Consider the following 22,549-nt stretch of genomic DNA (forward strand, 5'->3'; position numbering starts at 1 on the left):
CCTTAACAGGAGTTTCATCCTATCAAGGAATCGAGGACTCGACTTATGAACAGATCAGACCTGCAGTCGGAAATCCGCGATCTGCTTCGCGAACGGAACGGCATTCTACTGGCCCATTATTACCAGAGGGAAGAGGTTCAGGAAATTGCCGACTTTCTTGGGGATTCTCTGGCCTTGAGCATCGAGGCCGCCCAGACGGAGGCAGAGGTCATTGTTTTCGCCGGGGTTCATTTCATGGCGGAAAGCGCATCCATTCTGTGCCCGGACAAGACCGTCCTCCTGCCCCACCTGGATGCGGGCTGCCCCCTGGCCGACAAGATCACGCCCGGCGCACTGGAAAAGGCCCGACAGCGGTATCCGGACGCAGCCGTGGTCACCTACATCAATTCCTCGGCGGAGATCAAGGCGCACTCGGACATCTGCTGTACCTCGTCCAACGCCGTCAAGGTGGTAAAGAGCCTTCAGGATTCGCGGCAGATCCTCATGATCCCCGACGGCAATCTGGCCCGCTACGTGGCAAGGTTTACGGACAAAGAAATCATTCCCTGGGACGGCTATTGCCCCTTTCACCATTTTGTTCAACCGGAGGAGATCGCCCGCGCCAAGGCGGAACATCCCGACGCGCTCTTCATCGCCCATCCGGAATGCAACGCCGCCGTCGTGGAAATGGCCGACTTTGTGGGCAGCACGTCAGCCATGATCGAGTTCTGCCGGACAACGGAGGCCAAGGAAATCATCGTAGGCACGGAGATCGGGATCATGACCCCGCTCAAGAAGCAGAACCCGGAAAAGATCTTTATTTCCCCCTCCGAACATCTTGTCTGCCAGACCATGAAGATGATCACGCTGGAAAACATCCTGGAATCCCTGAAAACGATGAAGCCGGTCGTGAAGGTTCCCGAGGCGATCCGCATTCCGGCAAAGAGGGCCCTGGACCGGATGCTGGCCATCCGCTGAAGAAGGAGTCCCCTGATTCAAACGGCTGCCGCCTTTCTGATCACGACAAAAAGGCCTGCTTGAAGAACGCTTGATGACCGGAATTCCGCCCTGGCCGATTCCGGCCGGAATTTTGTGACATTGAGAAAAATACTTTCCACATCCAAAGGCCCTTCCGCTCCGGTTCTCCGGATGCTTTATGAAAAGATAGACCACGGCGCGGAGCAGTTATCCGTGAACCGGCTGCACGGTTCGGCCAACGCCTTCCTCATCGCGGCCCTGTCGCGGAAGCTCGGCAGGCCCATGGTCGTCCTGAGCCCGACGGAGAAAGAGGCACGGCAGACCTTTTCGGATCTTTCCCTCTTTCTCGGCGGGGACAAGGTTTTCCTGTACCCTCCCTGGGACATCCAGAGCATCGACATGTTCGCCCTGCAGCGCGAGGTCGAACTGGTCCGAATGGAGGTTCTGGCCCGCCTGCTGGCGGATGAACCAGCCATCATCGTCGCCCCCCTGAAGGCCCTCATGCAGAAAGTTGTTCCCCGGAGCCTTCTTGACGCATACCTGGAGATTGTCACGCCGGGAAGCGAGATCCCGCGGGAGGATCTTGTCGCCAAACTGATCGCCGGCGGATATCAGCGAACAACCCTCGTGGAAGAAAAGGGGGAATTCAGTCTGCGGGGGCATGTGCTGGACCTCTTCCCGCCCATGGAGGACCAGCCGCTCCGCCTGGAATTCGATGGGGACGACCTCGAATCTCTCCGGGCCTTTGACCCCGCCTCTCAGCGCTCCACCGGCCGTCGGGATGCCTTCGTGCTGTGCCCGGCAAGAGAGGTGATTCTTTCTGAAGACTGCCGCCAGCAGGCGCTGCGCAACATCCACAGCAGGGCGAAAGCCCTGGAGCTGCCACGGACCGTGCGGGAGCACCTATCGGAAATGATCGACGCGGGCCTGTCCACATCGCTGAACCCTCTATTTCTGCCCCTGTTCTATGAATCCCTGGAGCCGGACTCCGGTGCGCCGGAACGGGGCATCTCACCGAAGACCAGCCCGCTGGGGAGCTTTTTCGATTACCTTCCCGGGAAATGCCTCATCGTGATGGACGACGCCCTGGCCATTGAAAATGCCGGCCAGAGCATTGAGAACGAGATTGACCGCTGCCTGCTGAAGGCGAGACGGGAAGAAAAATTCTACCTGGAACGGGAAGCCTCCTATGTCAGCAAGTCCTCCTTCCTGAAAGACCTGCGTCGTTTTCAACGGATGATCCTGGAGGGGCTTGCTCTTGACCGCCTGCCGGAATCCCACCCCGGAGCCGGCGCGGATTCCACCCCGTCAAGGGCGGAATCCCTTTACCTTCCCCTGGACACGGACCCGGGACTGGGCGATCTCCATCGGGGGCCCGGCAGCGAGGACACCCTCCTTTCACCGCTCATCGAGCGGATCCGGCCGTGGCTGCAGTCGGGCATGCTGGTGACGATTTTCTGTTCGGGCAAGGGAAACCTTCAGCGGATGCACCACCTCCTGGAAGACTACGAGCTGACCGTCCGGATGCCTGAAGGCTTGCTGATCGACGAGGCCCTGCTTGGTTCCGGACCCGGTGCACTGAGCCTGAGGGAGGGCAGGCTGAGCCGGAGCTTTCTCTTTTCCGACCTGAACCTGGCCGCCATCAGCGAAGAGGAGCTTTTCGGGAAGAAAATAGCGGGCAAGCGCGTCCGCTCCGCCCGGGAGGGATACTTTCTCCGCTCTTTCGGAGATCTGAAGGAAGGGGATTACGTCGTCCACAAGGACCACGGCATCGGCCTCTACCAGGGGATGCAGAAGCTGAACGTCGGCGGCATTGAAAACGACTTCCTCCTGCTCGGATATCAGAGCGGCGACAAGCTCTATCTTCCCGTGGACCGCCTTGATCAGATTTCCCGATATATCGGCCCCGACAATTACATCCCCAAAGTCGACAGACTGGGCGGGACATCCTGGGACGCCGTGCGGGAGCGGGTCAAGAAATCCATCCGGGAAGTCGCCGAAGAGCTAGTGGCCATTTACGCCGCCAGGGAGATCATGGAGCGGCGGGCCTTCGCTCCCCCGGATGCCGTGTATGAAGAATTCTGCGCCGCCTTTTCCTACGACGAAACCCCCGATCAGGCCCGGGCCATCGAAGACATCCACAACGACATGAACAGCGCGAAGCCCATGGACCGGCTGATCTGCGGCGATGCGGGATTCGGCAAGACGGAAGTGGCCATGCGGGCGGCTTTCCGTACGGTCATGGACGGCAGGCAGGTCGCCGTGCTTGTCCCGACGACCATCCTGGCGGAGCAGCATTTTTCCACCTTCGTCAGCCGCATGAAGGACTACCCCATCCGCATCGAGGCCCTCAACCGCTTCCGGAACAGGGTGGAGCAGTCGGCGGTCCTGGATGGACTCCGCAGGGGCCAGGTGGACATCGTGATCGGCACGCACCGGCTGCTCTCGAAGGATGTGACCTTCAAGAACCTGGGGCTCGTGGTGATCGATGAAGAGCAGCGCTTCGGCGTCTCCCACAAGGAAAAGTTGAAGAAGCTCAGGACGCTGGTCGATGTCCTCACCCTGTCGGCCACGCCGATTCCACGCACCCTGCATCTCTCCCTGGTGGGAATCCGCGATCTGTCCATCATCAACACGCCGCCCGAGGACCGCCAGACCATCAGGACCTATGTCCTGGAGTTCAACGAAGAAATCATCCGGGACGCCATTCGGAATGAGCTGGCCCGCCAGGGGCAGGTCTTCTTCCTTCACGACCGGGTCAAATCGATCTACACCATGGCCCGCCTCGTGGAAAAGCTGGTCCCGGAGGCGGAGATCAGTGTCGTCCACGGACAGATGAAGCCCAGGGAAATCGAGGATGCCATGGGCCGGTTTCTCCGCAGGGAATGCAACGTCCTGGTCTGCACGACCATCGTCGGATCCGGCCTGGACATCCCCACGGCCAACACGATGCTCATCAACCGTGCGGACCGGTTCGGCCTGGCCCAGCTGTACCAGATACGGGGGCGCGTGGGGCGATCGAGCGAGGAGGCCTTCGCCTATCTCCTTGTCCCCAAGGGGGTGCTGCTATCGCGGGACGCCCAGAAACGCCTGCAGGTCATCATGGACTTTTCGGAACCCGGATCCGGCTTCCGCATCGCCTCCAGCGACATGGAGATCCGCGGAGGCGGCAACCTCCTGGGAACCTCGCAGTCGGGACACGTATCGGCGGTCGGCTATGAGCTGTACACGGAGCTCATGGAAAAAACGATTCGCGAGATCAAGGGGGAGGCCATCCCCGAAGAGGAGATTGTTCCGGAAATTCACATGGGGCTTCCCGCCTACATCCCGGAAGAGTACATGGCAGACGTTCACCGGCGGCTGGTGACGTACAAGCGGATTTCCACGGCCGACTCGGATGAGGAACTGGAGGAAATCCGGGAAGAGTTGGCGGACTGCTTCGGCTACCTTCCGCCGGAAGTGGCCAACCTTCTCGGCGTCATCCGCCTTCGCAGCCGGTTGAAGGGGATCCGGGCCAGAAAAATGGGCTACGACTCGAAGCAGATATTCATCTTTTTCTCCGCCGACACCCCGGTGGAGCCGGATCGGATCCTGGCCCTCGCCCGCCGGAAATACCGCGGCCTGCGCCTGACCCCCGATTACAAGCTCTATATCCCCCTTCCCGGTCTTCAGGGGCAGGAAATCCTTTCCGCTGCGGGGGAAGTGCTGCGGCTGCTTTCCTGAAAAGGGCGCCCTTCGGAGGAAACAGCTCCGGAACCCGAATTAAGAATTGAAGCGGGAAGCGCATTCTGCTAGAGTTCCCTTCATCTTGCATTTTTTGCCTTCCAGGCGACTGGAGGGGTTGAGACGGACAACACCAAAATACCATTTCATGAAGGAGGCATTCCTTGAAAAAGCTACGTATCCTTGCCCTGGTCCTGCTGGCCATCCCGACCTTCGCGTTATCAGGACGGGCGGAAGTGGTCGACCGCATTGTCGCCTTTGTCAATGACGAGGTCATCACCCTCGTGGAGCTGGATACCGCCTTTGAAACTTACAGGCAGAAGATCGAAGAGAGCTATAAGGGGCCCGACAAGGACCGGGTCATGGCGCAGACCAGGCGAAGCCTCCTGGACCGGATGATCGACACCCTGCTCATCGAGCAGGAAGCGAGGAAATCAGGCATTACCGTCACGGATGAAGAGGTTATGGCCTCGATCCGGGGGATGCTTGCCAGGAGGAAGATGAGCCAGGAGGCATTCCAGCAGGCCCTTGCCCTTGAGGGAAAAACCCTGGAAACCTACAAGAGGGAAGCCAAGGAAACCATGATGCGGACGCGCCTCGTCCGGCGGGAAGTCCGCGCCAAGGTTATGGTAACCGACGAGGAAATCGGCGAATACTATCGCCTGCACCGGGATTCCTATGAAGGGAGCGAAGCGGTGAGGCTCAAGCAGATCCTCCTGGTCTTCCCCAAAGACATGAATGACGCAGTCAGGGAAAAACTTCAGGCCCAGGCGACGGACATCGGAAAGCGCCTCAAGGGAGGCGAATCCTTCGACAGTCTTGCGGCGCAGTTTTCCCAGGGCCCGGCGGCCTCCTCCGGTGGAGACCTCGGGTTTGTGGAAAAGGGAACCATGCTGCCCGAAGTGGAAAAAGCCGCCTTCAGCCTGAGCACAAGCGAGATCAGCGACGTTATTGAATCTCCTGTAGGCTTTCACATCCTTCAGGTGACGGACCGCCGCGGCGAAGGCAACAAGCCGATTGAAACGGTTCGGGAAGAAATTAAATCCAGAATCGAGGATGAGAAGATCGACAAGAAACTGGATTCCTGGCTCACCGAATTAAGGGCCAAATCGCACATAGAAATAAAGCTGTAATCCGGAACCGGATGCACGCCTCAAGGCTTGTCTTTGCATGTCAGAGTTTATCCGCATCAAGGGTGCGTCACAGCACAACCTTAAAAACATCAGCCTCGACATCCCCCGCAACCAGCTGGTCGTCGTCACCGGGGTCAGCGGTTCCGGGAAATCCTCCCTGGCTTTCGATACGATCTATGCCGAGGGCCAGCGCAGATATGTGGAATCTCTTTCCACGTACGCCCGGCAGTTCATCGGCCAGATGGACAAGCCGGATGTGGAATCCATCGAGGGGTTGTCTCCGGCCATCGCCATCGAGCAGCGGTCCGCCAGCCACAATCCCCGTTCCACCGTGGGCACCGTTACGGAAATTTACGATTACCTCCGCCTTCTCTTCGCCCGGATCGGCATCCCCCACTGCACCGTCTGCGGACGGGAAATCCGCTCTCAGAAAATCGATTCCATGGTGGAAACGATCCTCAGCCTTCCGGAAAAAAGCCGCCTGATTGTCCTGGCCCCGATCGTCCGGGGGAAAAAGGGGGAGTTTCAGAAGGAATTCAAAAAACTGCAGCGGGAAGGCTATGTCAGGGTCCGGGTAGACGGTGAAACCCGTGAACTGGAGGAGGAGATCCGGCTGGACAAGAACCGCCGGCACAATATCGACGTGGTCGTCGACCGCCTGGTTCTTCGGGAAGGCATCCGGCAGCGCCTCCGCGATTCCCTGGAAACGGCCTCCGCCCTGACCGACGGCCTGGTCCGCATCGATTTAGGCGCCGGGGAGGAAATCCTCTTCAGCGAACATTACGCCTGCCCGGTCTGCGGGGTGAGCCTCCCCGAGCTGGCGCCCCGGCTCTTTTCCTTCAACAGCCCCTATGGCGCCTGCCCGGACTGCAGCGGCCTGGGAACGCGGATGTATTTTGACGAAGATCTGGTCGTCCCCGATCCGGCCCTGTCCCTGCGCGAAGGCGCCATCGCCCCCTGGGCGGGACGCAGCTCCATGAAGTATTTCTCGATGCTGGACGCCCTGTCTCAGCATTACGGCTTCGACCTCAACACTCCGTTCCGGGATCTGTCCGATAAGATTCGGAGTGTTCTCCTTTACGGTTCCGGGGAAGAGGAGATCCCATTCTTTATCGATCGCGGCGGTAGGCGCTTCTTTTACAACCGCTCCTTTGAAGGCGTGCTCACCCAACTGGACCGGCGCTACCGCGAATCCCCCTACAGCACCGCAAGGATGGATCTGTCGCGATACATCAGCCTGCGGGAATGCCCGACCTGCCTGGGCACACGCCTCAGGAAGGAAAGCCTGGCCGTGAGGGTCAACGGCAGGAACATCCATGAGGTCTGCCTGCTTTCCATCCGGGAGTGTATGGATTTTTTCCTTTCCCTGTCCCTGAAGACCCAGGAAATGCTCATCTCAGAGCGGATCCTCAAGGAGATCAAGGATCGCCTGACCTTTCTGCTCGACGTGGGAATGGACTACCTGGATCTGGCCCGCTCCGCGGGAACCCTTTCCGGCGGCGAAGGGCAGCGCATCCGGCTGGCAACCCAGATCGGCTCGGGCCTGGTCGGGGTCCTCTACGTCCTGGATGAGCCCACCGTCGGACTCCATCAGCGGGACAACGAACGGTTGATCGCGACCCTGAAGCGCCTGCGGGACATGGGAAACACCGTTCTGGTGGTGGAGCACGACCAGGACATGATGCTGGCGTCGGACTCCATCATCGACATGGGACCGGGCGCCGGCGTCCACGGCGGGGAGGTGACCTTTCAGGGCACTCCCGGGGAAATCATGCAAAGCATACAGTCCCTGACCGGACAGTACCTCTCGGGACGCCTTTCCATTCCCCTTCCCCCAGCCCGGCGGTCTCTTTCCTCGCGTTTCATCCACCTGGAAGGCGCCCACGAGCATAATCTGAAGGACCTCACGATCAAGATACCGGTCGGTGTCTTCACCGCCGTCACAGGCGTATCCGGGTCCGGAAAGAGCACAATGATCATTGAAACCCTCTACCGGGTCATGTTCAGGCGGCTGAACAACCGCAGGGGCGGCCTGGGAAAGGTCCGGCGCATCGTGGATCTTGGCGGCATCGAGCGGGTCATCCTGATCAACCAGCAGCCCATCGGCAGAACCCCCCGATCCAACCCGATCACCTATACCGGCGGATTTTCCTACATCCGGGACCTCTTCACCGGGCTGCCGGAGTCCAGGATGCGGGGCTACAAGCCGGGTCGCTTCAGCTTCAACGTCAAGGGCGGACGCTGCGAGGCCTGTGAAGGAAACGGGCTGATCAAGATTGAGATGCACTTCCTGCCGGATGTGTATGTCACCTGCGACACCTGCGGGGGCAGACGCTTCAATCCCGATACCCTGGACATCCGATACAAGGACAAAAACATCGCCGATGTCCTGGATATGACCGTCAATCAGGCCCTTGCCTTCTTCGAGAACATCCCTTCCATCCGCGGCCGCCTGCAGTCCCTCTACGATGTCGGCCTGGGATACATCCGCCTCGGGCAATCGGCCACCACCCTGTCCGGGGGCGAGGCCCAGCGGATCAAGCTTTCCCGGGAACTGGGCAAACGGGCCAACAGCAACACCCTTTACATACTCGACGAACCGACCATCGGGCTGCATTTCGCCGACATCCAGAAGCTGCTGGATGTCCTGATGCGCCTGGTGAACATGGGCAATACGGTGGTGGTCATCGAGCACAACCTGGATGTCATCAAATCCGCCGATTACATCATCGATCTCGGCCCCGAGGGAGGTCCGGGCGGGGGGCGGATTATGGCCGCCGGAAGCCCGGAAGAGGTGGCCGCCGTGGAGTCCTGCCCCACGGGCCGTTTTCTGCGCGCCGTTCTCGAAGCTGAAGACAACCGGACATCCGTGACCGGAAATCCGTGAATAGGCGGCTCATTTCAGGAACCAGGAATTCAGGAAGGCCCGAATTTGCCGAGCATATCGGGCAGGAAAAGGGTTTTTCAGCAGCCGGGAGAGGAAAACCCGTTGCCCTGAACAGAGTTTTCCGGTAAACAACAGGCATCTTCTGAATACAAAACAGGAGGTGAACCCATGACTGCTCCACTCTTCCCGTTGACCTTCAACCCCTTTGAGAATATCGCTGTCCCGGTCTCAAAAAAAAGCGCCGCTCTTCCCCCGGCCGCCGGGGATTCGGCAGCGCCGAAAGCCGGGCGGGGCGATAGGTTCCTTGACGTCGAAGCGGAGCGTCGGCAGTTTCTGGACGCCATGAGAAGGGAGGGGGTTAAGCCCCTGGACGAAGGCAGAAGCGATGTGGGGGCGATCGGAAGATCACCGGCTGCAGCCCTCTGTCCGCCGGACAACGGAGCCTCTGAGGCTTTTCTGCGCCTGCGGAAGCTCGTTGAGATGGGAGAGGGCTTCAACGTCTCGGAAACGCCGGAATATATGGAAGGAACGGGATGCTCCGTCCCTTCGTCCTACGCCTGGCGGCTTCATCGCGGCGATTTTTCCATCCAGGCCTTCATCGATCTTCATGGCATGAACGCACAGGAGGCCAAAACAGCCGTTGACGCCTTTCTCAAGGAGGCCCTGGCAAAGGGGAAGCGGGCCGTTCTGATCATCCATGGACGCGGCCTTTCCTCGCGTGCCGAGCCGGTGCTGAAAAACAGCGTCCGCGCCCGGCTGACCTCCAGGGCCTGGAAGAAATGGCTCATCGCCTTTTCCAGCGCCCAATCCTTCGATGGGGGCGCAGGAGCGACTTACGTCCTCCTCCGGGAGCGCCCGTTTTCCGGAAAATCCGCGAAACGGCGGGGCAATTAAGGAGCGGGCCGGGGAAAATTCCGCTTTGCAGCCTTGAGATCATCCCCGATCCCGGGCGGCGTCCAACTCCCAAAAGGCCGCCCTCGCCTCCTCCACGAAGGAGCGCACCCGCTTTTCGTCCTTGCGGCCGTCCGGCCTTTCCACCCCGGTGTGCGCATCCACTCCGGCCGGACGCACCTGGATAATCGCCTGCCGAACGTTTTCCGGCCCCAAGCCGCCTGCCAGAATCAGAGGTTTCGGAGAAAGTTCCGCCAGTTGGCGGCTGACATCCCAGTCATGGACCCGGCCCGTGGCTCCACAGGCTCCCGTTGCCGGATCCCAGCTGTCCGTTATGAAGGCGTCCACGAGCGGCGCATAATTCAAGACCTCTGCCCCCACCTTTCCCAGGTGGCTGTCCTTCACAATGACGCTTTTGATAACGGCCAGTTCCGGAGCGATCCGCCGCAGCCGCAAAACTTCCGCCGGAGAGATTTCTCCATGAAGCTGAACGATCCGAACGCCCAGTCGACGGCATAACCCGGCAACGTCCCGGGCCTCATCGAGGTAAGTGATCAGGACCGCCCCCACGGACGGACTCAACCGCGCAATAATCGCCGCCGCCTCGGCGTCGCTCAGATCCTCCCGGTGGACTGGAAGACGCAGGGGAAACCCGAGATGGGTCACGCCGGCGGCAGCCAGCAGGCGGGCTTCGGCCATATCCATCACGCCCGCAATCTGAATCATTTTTCCAAATGTTTTCATTTCATCAAGAAAAAGAACCCTTTCTCTCAATTTTTTTAAGATCGCAACCCTTTGGTTCTCCCTGATTTCTTTGAGCCTGTTCTGGAACCATATCTTGCCTTGGTGAGCTGAAGTGCATTAAAAATGAAGAAAAAACGCTTTAAGCATGTTCCAGGTGATGATTCCATTTGACACAATTCAACAATGTTATTATTATGCCGTAGTTTAAAAGCGTGTTACAAATTAAATTTTGTAGGTTAAACTAAGTCAGAAAGGAGAAAAAAATGCACAGAAAAACAATTTTCAAGATCCTTGCTCCCCTCGCGATGTTTGCCTTGATGACGGGATGCGCCACGCAGAAAGCGGCACCCCTCGTCACGGCGGTGGACCTCAACCCGAAGCTGACCTCAGGACAGCTCGTTCAGAAGGTCAATTCCTTCGAGGTCCTTGTCGATCAGTCCAGATCGATGAATGACAACTGCAAACTGACCACCAAACTGAAGCAGGAAAAAGCCCTTATAAATCTCTTTAATGACACGATCCCCAACCTGAAGCTCAATGCTGCGGCGCGTGCCTTCGGCCAGAAGGACGTGTTCGAGGATGCGACTTCATGGAATCTCTTCGGCCCCGCGGCGTACAACAAGGCCGCTCTGCCGGACGCCATTAAGCCCTTTACCTGGGGAAGAGGCCTCAGCCCGTTGGACAAGGCTTTTGATGGTGCAACCGCCGATCTGAAATCGGAGTCGGGCCAGCTGGCCGTCATCGCCTTCAGCGACGGTGAGGATATGGAAGCCTATGACCCGGTTGGAGCAGCAAAGAAAATGAAGAGTGCCTACGGCGATAGAGTCTGCATCTACACCGTTCTCCTTGGCGACAAAACGAAAACGATTGACATTGGTGACAAGAATGAAGGCGTCAACATGATGCAGCAGGTAGCCGATGCCGGCAAGTGCGGATTCATGGTCACGGGAGAGAGCATCTCCACCCCGCAGGGCATGGCTGACTTTGTGGAGAAGGTCTTCCTGAAAACCCCTCCGCCGGCAGCCCCCGCACCGGCCCCTGTTGTTGAAGAGCCCAAACCGGTTCCTGCTCCGGCAGCTCCGGAACCCCAGCCGGTTCCCGAACCCAAGGCAAAGGCACCCGCAGGCATGACCCTCAAGATCCAGTTTGCCACGGGAAAATCCGACATTCAGCCCCAGTACAGAGCTGAAATCGAGAAGGTTGCAGAATTCCTGAAAGAGAATCCCGGATCAACCGTAGTCATTGAAGGCCATACGGACAATGCCGGGGCGAGAGCCGCCAACATCAATCTGTCCCAGAGCCGCGCCAACAGCGTCAAGGATTATCTTGTCAGCGAATTCGGCATCGATGCCTCCCGCATCAAGGCTGTGGGTTACGGCCCCGACAAACCGATCGCCAGCAACGCGACCAGCGAAGGCAGGCAGAAGAACCGGAGAGTCAGCGCGGTGTTTCAGCGGTAAGCCTTAATCCGGCGCTTCGTTGAACCCTGAAAAACCGAAGGCCCCTCAATGCGAAAGATCGACAGCATTGAGGGGCCTTCTTTTTCCGTTCAGGCGGGACCCTCTTCCCGGCTCTCTTCAACCCTCAGCAGGGCCTCCGCCTCTGTATCGGGAAGCTCCTGCACATCCTTGAGCTTTTTCCCGATCGCCCGCCTCCGGCTCTGAGCCTTGTCCAGTGTATCCGACGCTTCGGAGAGCTTCTTCTGGACCTTGCTCAGAACTTCGCCATATTTTGTCCATTCCGTTTTCACCGCGGCAAGCAGGGCCCACACCTCGCTGGAGCGCTTCTGGATGGCCAGGGTTCGAAAGCCCATCTGGAGGCTGTTCAGAAGAGACCAGAGCGTGGTGGGTCCGGCAATGACCACCTTGCATTCCCGCTGAACGTATTCCACCAGGCCGGTGCGGCGGACCACCTCGGCGAAGAGCCCTTCCGCAGGCAGAAACAGAACGGCGAAATCCGTCGTCTTCGGTGGATTGATGTACTTCTCACAGATGTCCCGGGCGCATTGCCGGATCCGGCTTTCCAGCTGTCTCGCGGCAGCCTCCGCGCTTTCCCCTCCGGCTTTCTCCCGGACTTCAAGGAGGCGCAGATAATCCTCCATGGGAAATTTTGCATCAATGGGAAGCCAGACCGCCTCATCACGCTCCATGTCCCGCCCGGGAAGCTTTACGGCAAACTCCACACGCTCTCCGCTTTCCTTCGTCGAAAGGTTCTCTGCATACATCTCGGGATGGAGAACCTGCTCCAGCATCGCCCCGAGCTGCACCTCGCCCCAGATGCCCCGCGTTTTGACGTTGGTCAGGACCCTTTTGAGATCCCCCACCCCGGCGGCAAGGGACTGCATTTCGCCCAGTCCCCGATATACCTGCTCCAGTCGTTCACTTACCTGCCGGAAGGACTCACCCAGGCGGGCCTCAAGCGTCCCCTGCAGCTTCTCTTCCACCGTCTCCCGCATCCGTTCGAGCTGCGTGGCGTTGTCGCTCTGAATGGCCTGAAGTTTATCCTCCACGGATACCCGCAGAGCCTCGAGCTTCTGTTCATTGATGCGGGTCAGGCTCAAGAGTTGCTGATGAAGGGTATCTCCGGCGCCCTTGAGGGTGCCGGCAAGCTCCTCCCTGAACTGCCGCAGGGCATTGGCCGATTCTTCCCGGTTCCTGGATATTTCTTCTCTGACGGTCCGCTCCGCCCGCTCAGCCGACCGCTCGACACCTTGAATCACATCGTCCCTGAAGGCCGGATCGACGCGGGGTTTACGGAAGACAAGAACCACCTGGAGAACGACCGCGATAGCCGCCAGGGCGACAAGAACCAGGATAACAGGGCTGTTCATGACCAATCTGCTCACATCCTTCCAAGAAATCCGTCACCGGACGTCATCGTACACAAGCCGCACCGGATCGCCCAGTTTCATGGCCAGCGAGATCCGGGCGCTCCCCCCGTTTTCCGCTATCTCCACAAATCCATGGCTCCCCACAAGGCCCAGCAAAGCACCCGGCGAAACACCCCCATAGGTTTTTCCGCCGGGAATTTCCTGCCCGGCGGCCTGGATTTTCCACTGTTTTCCCTCCACGAGGCGCCCGGGAATGTCCGTCACCAGGTTTCCGAACGTGTCGACATACTGGATGCACCCTGAAAAGCCATCCCCGTCCTCGCTCCAGCCGGCGGGATCCAGGCGCACCAGCGTGGCCGGGTCAACGGCCTCGCCCAGCCTGGCAAAGGGCACTCCGGAGGCCAGATAGGCTGCTGCGGGGGCAAAAATGTCCCGGCCGTGAAACGTGCAGCCTGGATTTTCCGTCAGCCAGAATTCCGCCCGGGTCAGGGCCACCGCCCTTTGGATGACCCCCTTCTGAAAGACTCCGGAAAAGATTCCATTGTCCGGCCCGACGAGCACCGAATCGTCCATCGCAACGGCAACGGCCCGCCGCTGTGTGCCCACCCCCGGATCGACAACGGCCAGGTGGATGGTCCCCTTCGGGAAGAAGGGATAAGCCATGGCCAGGCAGAAGCTCGCGGCCCGAACGTCCTGAGGGGGAATTTCATGCGTCAAATCGACAATCGCAACAGAGGGTGCAATGCCGATTATCACGCCTTTCAGAATTCCCGTATAAACATCCCGGAGCCCGAAATCCGTCAGAAGGGTTATGATGCGGCCGGCATGACCTTTTCCTGCCCGGCCCGAGTTCTCTTGTATCAGCATCCCTGTTCTTTATTACACACCAATGCGACAGGCAACAGAATAATCCACCTTTCTTCATTTCATGGCAGGCGGCGAAAAAGACGCCCTGCCCGGCCGCACGGCAACGCTTCTGAAATGAAAAAGTAATGGAAATTTCATAAAAAAAAATGTTATTTTGACGCAACAAAATTCAATGATTGTTTTTTTATTTCAACGAAGTCCTGTAATCACCAGGACGTTTTTTTTAACAAGTTTGACCTTTTGCTTCAAGGCCCGCCCAAGATCACCGGTTGGCGGGCCGCGGAAACCAGAAACTTCAACCATGGAGGTTTGAATGAACAGCATTTTGAACAGGAGGATCCTGAAGGCAGGATGCCTCTTCACGCTCTTGATCTTTCTATCTCCCATCGGGAACGGTCAGGCCTTTGCCCTGGACCGCAGCGCCTACAAACAGCTCAAAGTATTCAGTGAAGTACTTGATATCATAGATAAAAATTATGTTGAATCCGTCGATTCCAAAAAACTTCTTCAAGGCGCCATCAACGGGATGATGAAGTCGCTGGATCCTCACAGCACCTTTATGACCGAGGAAATGTTCAAGGAGCTCGAAGTGGAAACAAAGGGCTCTTTTGGCGGAATCGGCATCGAGATTACAATTCTCAATGACGTTCTGACCGTGGTGTCCCCCATTGAAGACACCCCGGCCTTTCTGGCAGGCGTCAAGGCGGGAGACCAGATCATCAAGATCGACGGTCAGTCCACGAAGGACATCACCATCATGGAAGCGGTCACCAAGCTGCGCGGCCCCAGGGATACAAAGGTGACCATAACCATCATGCGGGAAGGGCTCCCCAAACCGAAGGACATCACCATCGCGCGGGCCATCATTCAGGTGAAGAGCATCAAATCCAGGAGGATCGATGATCAGTTCGGCTATGTGCGTATTTCCGCCTTCCAGGAGAGAACCGCCGAAGATTTAAAAAAGGCGATCTCTGAACTGCAGGGAAAGTCGCCCCTCCCATTGAAGGGGCTTGTTCTGGACATGCGGAATAATCCAGGCGGGCTGCTCGCGCAGTCGATCGAGGTTTCAGATGTGTTTTTGAAGTCCGGGACGATTGTCTCTACAAGGGGACGCATCAAGAGCGTGGAAAGCAAGTCTGTGGCGCGGGATGACGGAAATGAGCTGACCTGCCCCATCGTTATTCTGGTCAACGAGGGAACGGCCAGCGCCGCCGAGATCGTGTCCGGGGCGCTGCAGGACAACGGGCGTGCGCTCGTCCTCGGAACTCAGACCTTCGGCAAGGGGTCCGTCCAGACCGTCATCCCCCTGGAGGAGGGCGCGGCACTGAAGTTGACAACAGCCAAATACTACACCCCCGGAGGGCGCTCCATCCAGGCCGAGGGGATCACTCCGGATGTCACGGTCAAATATATCAAACCAGCCGATGAAAATGGTACAGAAAGTGAAGGCATGCGGGAAAGGGATCTCAAGGGTCACATCAAGGCCCCCGGAGAGGAAGACAAGAAACCGGCCGAGCTGAAAAAACGGGCTTTTGATGATCAGTCACAGGACAATCAGCTCAAGGCGGCTGTCGACATCTTGAAAAGTTGGGGCATTTTTCAGGGCGCCGGGAAGATGTGACGAGAGCTGAAGTCAGGTAAGACCTTTGAATAAGAAAGCCACCGGACGATCCCAGCGGAAAGGCAGAAAGGGAGCGGACCCTTTTAAAACAATCAAGCGAATTGTCATTCTGCTGCTTCTTGTTGTTGCCGCCGCGGTTTTTTATGAACTCTTTTCCGATCGCCCAGGCGAGGAAAAACTTCCCCCGGCGGTCAGCAGGCCCGTTCCCGGAAAACACGCCCCCATGAAACAGGAGGGGTCCGGTAAAGCGCCTCCCGTCGTTCAGGAACCTCGCGAAAAGGGGACACCGGCCCCTTCCCCGGAGCCAGAAAAAAGAAAGCCGGCTTCGCAGGAGCGCCTGTCCGGTCTGCAGGTGGCCATTCTCATTGATGATATCGGCTTCGATCTGTCTTCGGTAAAAAACCTCTTGAAGATTGAAGCACCCATCAGTTTCGCCATTCTGCCTCATCGGCCTCACTCTGTTGCCGCGGCGGAAATGATCCACAAAGCGGGCAGGGACATTCTCCTCCACCTGCCCATGGAGCCCCATGCATACCCGAAGGAAAAGCCGGGGCCGGGGGCGCTGTTCACGGCGATGAACCACGACGAACTCAAAAAGGTTCTCACCAGGAACCTGGACTCCGTGCCACATATATCCGGCGTGAACAACCACATGGGATCCCTGTTCACCGAGGATGAGGAGAAGATGGTTGTGGTCATGAAGGAACTGAAAGGCAGGGGGCTCTTTTTTATCGACAGCCGCACGACAGCGGAATCCAAAGCGGCTCCGGCCTCTCGAGAAGTCGGGGTTCCCTTTGCCGCCAGGCAGATTTTCATTGACAACGGGCAGGATTACCGCGCCACCCGCAGAATCCTGCTGGACGTGCTGTCTTCTTCAAAGGGCAGCCATCGCGGCCTGGTTCTCATCGGCCACCCCTATGCGGGCACCATCGCGGCCCTGGAGAAGGTTGTTCCGGAATGGAAATCCCGGGGGGTTCTCATTGTTCCCGTGTCACACATGGTTCAGTGAAAAAACCAGGCAACGGGCAGACAACGCTGAGACACATGAAACTTCCCTCAAGAATCGAGATGTTATCTCCAAAGGACGTATGCACAACACGCTGATAGTCAAGATACTTCTTACCTTCTCGGTCTTTCTCGCCCTGGGGGGATGCGCCCTAGTCCCGCCGGAATCCGGAAGGGCTCTTCCCGACAGGGCTTCATCCGCCTCAGCCTCCAGCGCGGGATACCATTACATGCTGGGAGTCCTTGCCGCGATGGACGGCCGGCTGGACGACGCCATCGGAGAATTGGAGACCGCCTTCCAGGAGGATCCTCTTTCCCCCTACCTGATGAAGGAACTGGCCTCGCTTTATGTCGAGAAGGGGGAGATCACCAAAGCCATCGACCTGTGCAAACAAGCCCTTGTCTACGACCCCGGGGACACGGAGGTTTACCTCATTCTGGGAAACCTCTATATCACGATGAAGGACTATAAAAAGGCTTTACGCACCTACAAGAAGGTGATTGAACTCGACCCGGACAACATCCCTGCCTATCTCTACATGGGAACGCTCTATGCTGAAAGCGGTCGTTACGACGATTCCGTCAAGGTCTTCGCCCTCCTCCTGGAAAAAGATCCCGGAAATGTTCTCGGGACCTACTACATGGCCAAAGTACTGGCAGAGTTGAAGCGATATGAAGAAGCGGAACGTTATTTCCTGGAGACCCTTTCCCTGAAGCCCTCCCTGGAAGCGGCGCTGATCGATCTGGCTCAATTCTATGAGCGGCAGAAGAAATTCAAGCAGGCCGTCACGGCATATCAGGACTTCATTCAGCGCCATCCGTCACGGGTCAACATTCGAATCCGCCTGGGGGAATTTTACCTGCGACAGGGCAATTACGAGGCAGCGGAACAGACATTCCGCGAGATCCTGAGCATCGACGACTCCAATAAGGACATCCATTTCACCCTCGGATTGATCTATTATGAACGGCGTAATCACCAGGCCGCTATCGAAGAATTTAAAAAGGGATTAATCCTGGCGCCCTCTGATCCGAAAATCCTGTACTTCCTGGCCTCAGCCTATGAAGAAATTCATGAGAGCAAAAAGGCGATGGAGATCTATGAAAAGATCCCCCCGGATTCGGATCTGTATGCCAATACCCGCATCCGGATGGCCATACTGCTCAAGGAAGAAGGGCAGACCGATCTGGCCATCGGCATCGTCCGGGAAGCTCTCTCGAAGGGGAAAAAAGCGCCCAATCTTTACACCTACCTGGCAGCACTTTATTCGGAAAAGCAGCTCTACCCGGAGGCGGAAAGCCTTCTCCAGGAAGGCCTGAAAGAGTTCCCTCAAAACTCGGAGCTCTATTACGGACTGGGTGAACTCTACAGTAAGATGGATCGCTTCGAGGAAAGCATCCGCACCATGAGACATGTTCTGGAACTCAACCCGGATCATGCGGAGGCCCTCAATTTCATCGGCTACAGTTATGCCGAAAAGGGCATCCATCTTCATGAGGCTGAAAGCCTGATCCGCAAGGCGCTGGCGTTAAAGCCGGACAATGGCTATATCCTGGACAGCATGGGATGGGTCTATTTTAAAATGAACCGGATCGAACAGGCGATCCGGTACCTCAAACAGGCCAGCCTGCTGATTCCCGACGATCCGACCATTGCAGAGCATCTCGGCGATGCCTACAGAAAGCTCGGACAGATGAAAGAGGCTCGGGAATCTTACGAGCGGGCGCTGAAGCTTTCTCCCGAAAATTCTTCCCTGAGAAAAAAGATCGAACAGCTGGGCCATTGAGGATCCGACCGGGATATTCAAAGAGGAAAGAAGCGGCTGCCCCCATGAATCCCATCAAAAACAAGAAAAAGAGCGGATCCGGAAAACCGATGGGCCGTTGCCGTATGCTCCTTCTCGCCCTGCCGGCCATACTGATCCTTGCCGGCTGCGCCGCAATGACGGAGACGGCGCCGGAGCCAGTGGCCATGAGCTCCGTACCTCCGCCAATGCTCTGGCAGCAGCTTGCGGCGGCGGAAGAAAAGCCCCCGGCCTTGAAGGCCCTGGCCAGAATCGACATTGCCACCCCCTCCAGGCGCTACCCGTTAAAAGCCGCTATTCTGCTGCAGTATCCCGACCGCCTCCGCCTCGAATCGATTCCTCTCTTCGGCCCCCCCGATTTTTATCTCACCTTTGAAAAGGACACGATGAAAGTCCTTCTGCCCCAGGAGGGAAAATATTACATCGGCGCGCCATCCCCCGCTCAATTGGCCGCTTTTCTGCCCTTTTTCTCGTACCGTTTCCAGCTTTCCGACATGCTTGCCCTCCTCCGGGGAACTGTCCCCAGGTTCCAGGGACCGGATGTCACCCTGAAAGGATTTTTGGAAGGGAAATACGACCGCCTGGAAGTCTACCGGGGGGAAAATAAGATTCAGGCTTTCTGGCTGGAGCAGGGATCAGGAGCCCTTCACCAGGCGGCTCTCTGGGGGCGGGATGGGGAGCTGCGCTACAGGGCACGCTTTGAAGACCGCGGGAGCATCAAGGAGACGGGCGATTTTCCGGCAAAGATATCCGTTGTCATCGGGGATTCGAATCCCGTGACCCTCACCCTTCGCTATACGGACCTCCAGATCCTCGATGGCATCGAGGCGGCTTTATTTGCTCTCGAAATCCCGGACGGCATGGAACCTGTCAGATACAATGAGGAGTAGTAATTCGCTTCTTTATTTGATTTCCAGCAGCTTGGCGCGGGCTGTCCTGGCCTGGCTCGTGTTCGGATAATTCTTGATGACCTGCTGAAAAATCAGCCTGGCGCTGGCCTTGTCGCCCAGCATCATAAAGCACAGCCCCTGCTTGAACAGTGCGTTGGCCGCCTTGTTTCCATTGGGATAGCCTTTGACCACCTTGTCGTACTCCAGAATGGCTTTTTCATATTTCTTTTCGAAATAGTAGCTTTCGCCAATCCAGAACTGGGCGTTATCGGAATAGCTGGATTTGGGATAGGATTTCAGATAATTCTGGAATTCCGTCCTTGCCTTTTCGTATTTTCCCTCCTTGAAGGACAGGTAGGCGGCAGCATACTGGTCCTCCCTGGCGGTCTTGGGTTTCACCGGTTCCTTGGCCTTGGTCCCGTTCATACCGGAGGCCGGGCTGTTTTTGTTCCCGATGGCAAGGAAGGTTTCCAGGAAATTGACCTTCTGGGCCAATTGATCCACCTTTTCCTTCAGTTCATCATGGCCGCTCCGTCCAGATACCCCTCCGACCTCTTTTCTGAGCACCTCGATCTGGCCCCGCAACTTCTGCACCTGGTCGCGAAGCTCGGTCAGGTCGGCGCCTTCATTGGCCTGAGTTGTTCGCAAAGTCTCCAGGACGGTTTTACTGGCGTCGACCTCTTTCTTCAAGGCCGAAAGGCTTTCATTGGTCGCCGTCATTCTCTCGTTGACGACGCCGATCTTCGAATTCAGCTCAGCCGAAGTCCGGTCCAGGTCTTTGGTTGTGGCACAGCCCGAAACAAGAGCCAGGCCGGCAACTAGGGCAAGGAGTTTCAAGATTTTCAAAAGACTTACCTCCGCATCTTACTTTTTCGGATTGACGACGAAATGCACTCTTCTGTTTTTTGCCCAGGCGGCTTCCGTTCCTGAAGCATCCAGGGGCATCTCTTCCCCGTAGCTGATCGTCTTCATCCTGGCCGTGTCGATTCCCAGTGCAGCAAGAAATTTCAGAGTTTCCGCGGCGCGCCGCTCGCCCAAAGCCAGATTGTATTCCGTCGTCCCGCGATCATCACAGTGGCCTTCTATCGTCAGATCGTGCCCGGGATGAGCCGAAAGCCACGCCGCATGCTTCCGCAGCAGTTCACGCGCCTCGGAGTTCAAGGTGAATTGATCGAATTCAAAATAGATATCCACAAGGGGGCCTTCACCCCTTGCCTGGACCGTTCCTTCCGCTTCGGCTGCCGCCCGTTGTTTCTCCAGGCGCTCTCGTTCGGCCTTCGCTCTCTCCAACCGCTCTTTCTCTGCCCGCTCCTTTGCCAGACGCTCCCTTTCCGCCTGCTCCCTGAGCGTCTGCTCCTTCAGAGCCCTCGCCTTATTCATGGCCGCCAATTCTTCAGAGGTGGGCGCCGCCATCCCTGTCGCACCCTCGAGCTTTCCGCCTGGCGGTTGTGCACCCCCCGCCCCCTCCCCGAGAGTCGGTTTCTTTGCGCATCCCGCCGTAAAAACAAGGGTTAAAAAAAGCACGCAGATCAATATCCCCAGCACCCACCATGTCTTCATCATCGATCCTTCTCCTTTCTCTACCCCTTAAAAACATCCGAAGCGGGAAATATCCTCCCTTTCAGAAACCAGAAAAAGGGCTTGCTTATACGGTATCCGCCGTCCCGTTTCCCAAGGAAAAAACAACGCTGCAATTTTAAATCACAATCTGTAAAAAAAGGTCAATCCTTAATTCTAAAAAAATTTATTTCTCAATAAATCAGGGAAATTGAAACTTTTTTACTTTAACCGGGGGGACCAGGCCGGACTAAGGATGCGGTCGGCGCTTTCGTAAATGGTCCGCGTGTCCAGGGTGTTCACATTGAGGATGTTGATCCTGCTGCGGCCGCCGCTGCGGATCGTAAATACGAGAAAACGGCCGTCGGGAGACCAGGAAGGCGATTCATGATCGCCCGCTCCGGAGGTCAACTGCCGGACATTGCCGCCATCCTCATCCACGGAAAAAATGTGATAGCCGCTTCCCGATCGCCCCTCGTAGGCGATTTTATCCCCCTTGGGGGACCAGGCCGGAGACGTATTGTAACTGCCCGAATAGGTGAGCCGGCGGGCGTCTCCACCATCGGCATTCATCACGTAAATCTGCGGCGACCCGGAAAGGCTCGAGACGAAGGCGATCTTCCGTCCATCAGGCGACCAGACGGGAGACACGTCAATTCCGAAATTGCTTGTCAGACGCTGCAACTGCCCGCTGCCAATTTCCATTGCATAGATTTCCTCGTTTCCATCCTTGCTCAGGGTCAGCAGCAGACGCCGGCCATCGGGAGACCACGCACCGGGAAGGTTAAGCCCCTTGAAACCGACGATCTTTTTCAGACCGAAACCGGAAGGGGATATCACAAAGACATCGGGCTGCCCGTCGCGATACGAGGCAAAGCACAGATAACGGCCATCGGGAGACCAGCGGGGAGAAAGAATCAGAGCGGGAGAATTCATCACTCTGGTCAGTTCCTGAGCGCCGAGGACTGCCCCGAATCCCGCCGTGTAGAGGGTTGAAGATTGACCCTGGCGGGCGACAAAGGCAACCCGCGTATCAAAGAAACCTTCCGCTCCAGTCAGCAACCGGAGTACTTCCCGGGTGAAAGAAAGAACCATCTCCCCGCGGTCTTCAAATCCGCCCGAGTACTGCTTCCCGAGAACCTGACGGCCCTGCACGACATCGAAGAGCCGGAATTCCGCGGAGAGCTTCCCTCCGTGATGGGAAAATCCCCCCGATATCAGGTACTCCGTGCCCAGATTGCTCCAGCCCGCAAAGTCGACTCCACCCTCCTTCGAAGCGGGCGGATTCGCCTTGAGGGAACTGCCGTGCGCATCCAAAAGTGTAAAATACCCGGTCAGGTCAAGGGACTTGTTCAGGGCCCCGGGAAACCATGAAGAGAGCTCCTCATGACCCGAATTGCCTTGCATGGGGGCAAAGTCGGCAACGGCAACGGGTATTTTCTGAAATGCCGGCGAATCGATATCAATATAGACCCTTGCCCTGGCGTCCCGCATCGCCGGCGCTCCTCCCCACAACGCAAGGGCGCAACATACGAGTAGAATCGCCGCCCATGGTCTTCTTTTCCGTTTATTTTCCTTCTCCATGCCAGAACCTCCCGTGTACCGGCTCTCCGGCACCTTGATCCAATTCGAGGAGATC

General features: G+C 57.5%; 16 protein-coding genes. 10 read left to right on the forward strand and 6 right to left on the reverse strand.

The genetic code is table 11. The features are described 5' to 3' along the window. Positions 1-45 precede the first annotated feature (45 nt). From nadA to AB3175_RS06860, 5 genes are all read left to right on the forward strand, one after another. A complete protein-coding gene (gene nadA / locus AB3175_RS06840) occupies positions 46-957 on the forward strand; it encodes a quinolinate synthase NadA (RefSeq protein ID WP_367360205.1) in 912 nt (303 codons plus the stop codon). A gap of 120 nt (positions 958-1,077) precedes the next feature. Then, complete coding sequence (mfd, locus tag AB3175_RS06845; protein ID WP_367360206.1) at positions 1,078-4,680, forward strand: transcription-repair coupling factor; 3,603 nt, start codon at positions 1,078-1,080, stop codon at positions 4,678-4,680. Positions 4,681-4,844: 164 nt separating this feature from the next. Further along, complete coding sequence (locus AB3175_RS06850; protein ID WP_367360207.1) at positions 4,845-5,813, forward strand: peptidylprolyl isomerase; 969 nt, start codon at positions 4,845-4,847, stop codon at positions 5,811-5,813. A gap of 37 nt (positions 5,814-5,850) precedes the next feature. Further along, the gene (uvrA, locus tag AB3175_RS06855; protein WP_367360208.1) at positions 5,851-8,700 is read left to right on the forward strand and encodes an excinuclease ABC subunit UvrA; all 2,850 of its coding nucleotides are present in this window, start codon (positions 5,851-5,853) and stop codon (positions 8,698-8,700) included. Positions 8,701-8,868: 168 nt separating this feature from the next. Continuing rightward, positions 8,869-9,594: a Smr/MutS family protein gene (locus AB3175_RS06860; RefSeq protein ID WP_367360209.1), complete on the forward strand. Its 726-nt coding sequence runs from the start codon at positions 8,869-8,871 to the stop codon at positions 9,592-9,594. Between the two features lie 39 nt (positions 9,595-9,633). Here AB3175_RS06860 and AB3175_RS06865 read toward each other — a convergent pair whose 3' ends face one another. Beyond that, on the reverse strand, positions 9,634-10,317 hold the full coding sequence (locus AB3175_RS06865) for a phosphoribosylanthranilate isomerase (protein ID WP_367360210.1): 684 nt from the start codon (positions 10,315-10,317) through the stop codon (positions 9,634-9,636). Between the two features lie 281 nt (positions 10,318-10,598). Between AB3175_RS06865 and AB3175_RS06870 the strand changes: the two genes are divergently transcribed. Continuing rightward, the gene (locus tag AB3175_RS06870; RefSeq protein ID WP_367360211.1) at positions 10,599-11,795 is read left to right on the forward strand and encodes an OmpA family protein; all 1,197 of its coding nucleotides are present in this window, start codon (positions 10,599-10,601) and stop codon (positions 11,793-11,795) included. 89 nt (positions 11,796-11,884) lie between these two features. Here the strand turns inward: AB3175_RS06870 and AB3175_RS06875 are convergent, their stop codons facing one another. Together AB3175_RS06875 and AB3175_RS06880 are read right to left on the reverse strand one after the other, a co-directional pair. Next, positions 11,885-13,165, reverse strand: coding sequence for a DNA recombination protein RmuC (locus AB3175_RS06875; RefSeq protein ID WP_367360212.1), 1,281 nt, complete (start codon positions 13,163-13,165; stop codon positions 11,885-11,887). Positions 13,166-13,198: 33 nt separating this feature from the next. Then, positions 13,199-14,032 (reverse strand): S-adenosyl-l-methionine hydroxide adenosyltransferase family protein, encoded by an 834-nt coding sequence (locus AB3175_RS06880; protein WP_367360213.1) that lies wholly within the window; start codon positions 14,030-14,032, stop codon positions 13,199-13,201. Positions 14,033-14,345: 313 nt separating this feature from the next. Here AB3175_RS06880 and AB3175_RS06885 point away from each other — a divergent pair, with 313 nt between their 5' ends. From AB3175_RS06885 to AB3175_RS06900, 4 genes are all read left to right on the forward strand, one after another. Then, positions 14,346-15,653: a S41 family peptidase gene (locus tag AB3175_RS06885; RefSeq protein WP_367360214.1), complete on the forward strand. Its 1,308-nt coding sequence runs from the start codon at positions 14,346-14,348 to the stop codon at positions 15,651-15,653. Between the two features lie 25 nt (positions 15,654-15,678). Continuing rightward, on the forward strand, positions 15,679-16,662 hold the full coding sequence (locus tag AB3175_RS06890; protein ID WP_367360215.1) for a divergent polysaccharide deacetylase family protein: 984 nt from the start codon (positions 15,679-15,681) through the stop codon (positions 16,660-16,662). 79 nt (positions 16,663-16,741) lie between these two features. Beyond that, on the forward strand, positions 16,742-18,445 hold the full coding sequence (locus AB3175_RS06895; protein ID WP_367360216.1) for a tetratricopeptide repeat protein: 1,704 nt from the start codon (positions 16,742-16,744) through the stop codon (positions 18,443-18,445). Between the two features lie 44 nt (positions 18,446-18,489). Next, positions 18,490-19,353, forward strand: coding sequence for a hypothetical protein (locus AB3175_RS06900; RefSeq protein WP_367360217.1), 864 nt, complete (start codon positions 18,490-18,492; stop codon positions 19,351-19,353). 12 nt (positions 19,354-19,365) lie between these two features. Here AB3175_RS06900 and ybgF read toward each other — a convergent pair whose 3' ends face one another. From ybgF to tolB, 3 genes are all read right to left on the reverse strand, one after another. Further along, positions 19,366-20,199: a tol-pal system protein YbgF gene (ybgF, locus tag AB3175_RS06905; RefSeq protein ID WP_367360218.1), complete on the reverse strand. Its 834-nt coding sequence runs from the start codon at positions 20,197-20,199 to the stop codon at positions 19,366-19,368. 18 nt (positions 20,200-20,217) lie between these two features. Further along, on the reverse strand, positions 20,218-20,916 hold the full coding sequence (pal, locus tag AB3175_RS06910) for a peptidoglycan-associated lipoprotein Pal (RefSeq protein ID WP_367360219.1): 699 nt from the start codon (positions 20,914-20,916) through the stop codon (positions 20,218-20,220). Between the two features lie 216 nt (positions 20,917-21,132). Then, the gene (gene tolB, locus AB3175_RS06915; protein ID WP_367360220.1) at positions 21,133-22,494 is read right to left on the reverse strand and encodes a Tol-Pal system beta propeller repeat protein TolB; all 1,362 of its coding nucleotides are present in this window, start codon (positions 22,492-22,494) and stop codon (positions 21,133-21,135) included. Positions 22,495-22,549 lie beyond the last annotated feature (55 nt).

It is taken from the genome of Syntrophus sp. (in: bacteria) (genome assembly GCF_040768185.1).
Lineage (GTDB): Bacteria > Desulfobacterota > Syntrophia > Syntrophales > Syntrophaceae > Syntrophus > Syntrophus buswellii.

What these genes read in the sequence shown, in the direction of transcription:
- tolB (WP_367360220.1), bottom strand. Translation starts at nt 22,494, where the DNA reads ATGGAGAAGGAAAATAAACGGAAAAGAAGACCATGGGCGGCGATTCTA.
- AB3175_RS06865 (WP_367360210.1), bottom strand. Translation starts at nt 10,317, where the DNA reads ATGATTCAGATTGCGGGCGTGATGGATATGGCCGAAGCCCGCCTGCTG.
- AB3175_RS06880 (WP_367360213.1), bottom strand. Translation starts at nt 14,032, where the DNA reads ATGCTGATACAAGAGAACTCGGGCCGGGCAGGAAAAGGTCATGCCGGC.
- AB3175_RS06870 (WP_367360211.1), top strand. Translation starts at nt 10,599, where the DNA reads ATGCACAGAAAAACAATTTTCAAGATCCTTGCTCCCCTCGCGATGTTT.
- AB3175_RS06900 (WP_367360217.1), top strand. Translation starts at nt 18,490, where the DNA reads ATGAATCCCATCAAAAACAAGAAAAAGAGCGGATCCGGAAAACCGATG.
- AB3175_RS06860 (WP_367360209.1), top strand. Translation starts at nt 8,869, where the DNA reads ATGACTGCTCCACTCTTCCCGTTGACCTTCAACCCCTTTGAGAATATC.
- AB3175_RS06885 (WP_367360214.1), top strand. Translation starts at nt 14,346, where the DNA reads ATGAACAGCATTTTGAACAGGAGGATCCTGAAGGCAGGATGCCTCTTC.
- AB3175_RS06875 (WP_367360212.1), bottom strand. Translation starts at nt 13,165, where the DNA reads ATGAACAGCCCTGTTATCCTGGTTCTTGTCGCCCTGGCGGCTATCGCG.
- uvrA (WP_367360208.1), top strand. Translation starts at nt 5,851, where the DNA reads ATGTCAGAGTTTATCCGCATCAAGGGTGCGTCACAGCACAACCTTAAA.
- nadA (WP_367360205.1), top strand. Translation starts at nt 46, where the DNA reads ATGAACAGATCAGACCTGCAGTCGGAAATCCGCGATCTGCTTCGCGAA.
- AB3175_RS06895 (WP_367360216.1), top strand. Translation starts at nt 16,742, where the DNA reads ATGCACAACACGCTGATAGTCAAGATACTTCTTACCTTCTCGGTCTTT.
- pal (WP_367360219.1), bottom strand. Translation starts at nt 20,916, where the DNA reads ATGATGAAGACATGGTGGGTGCTGGGGATATTGATCTGCGTGCTTTTT.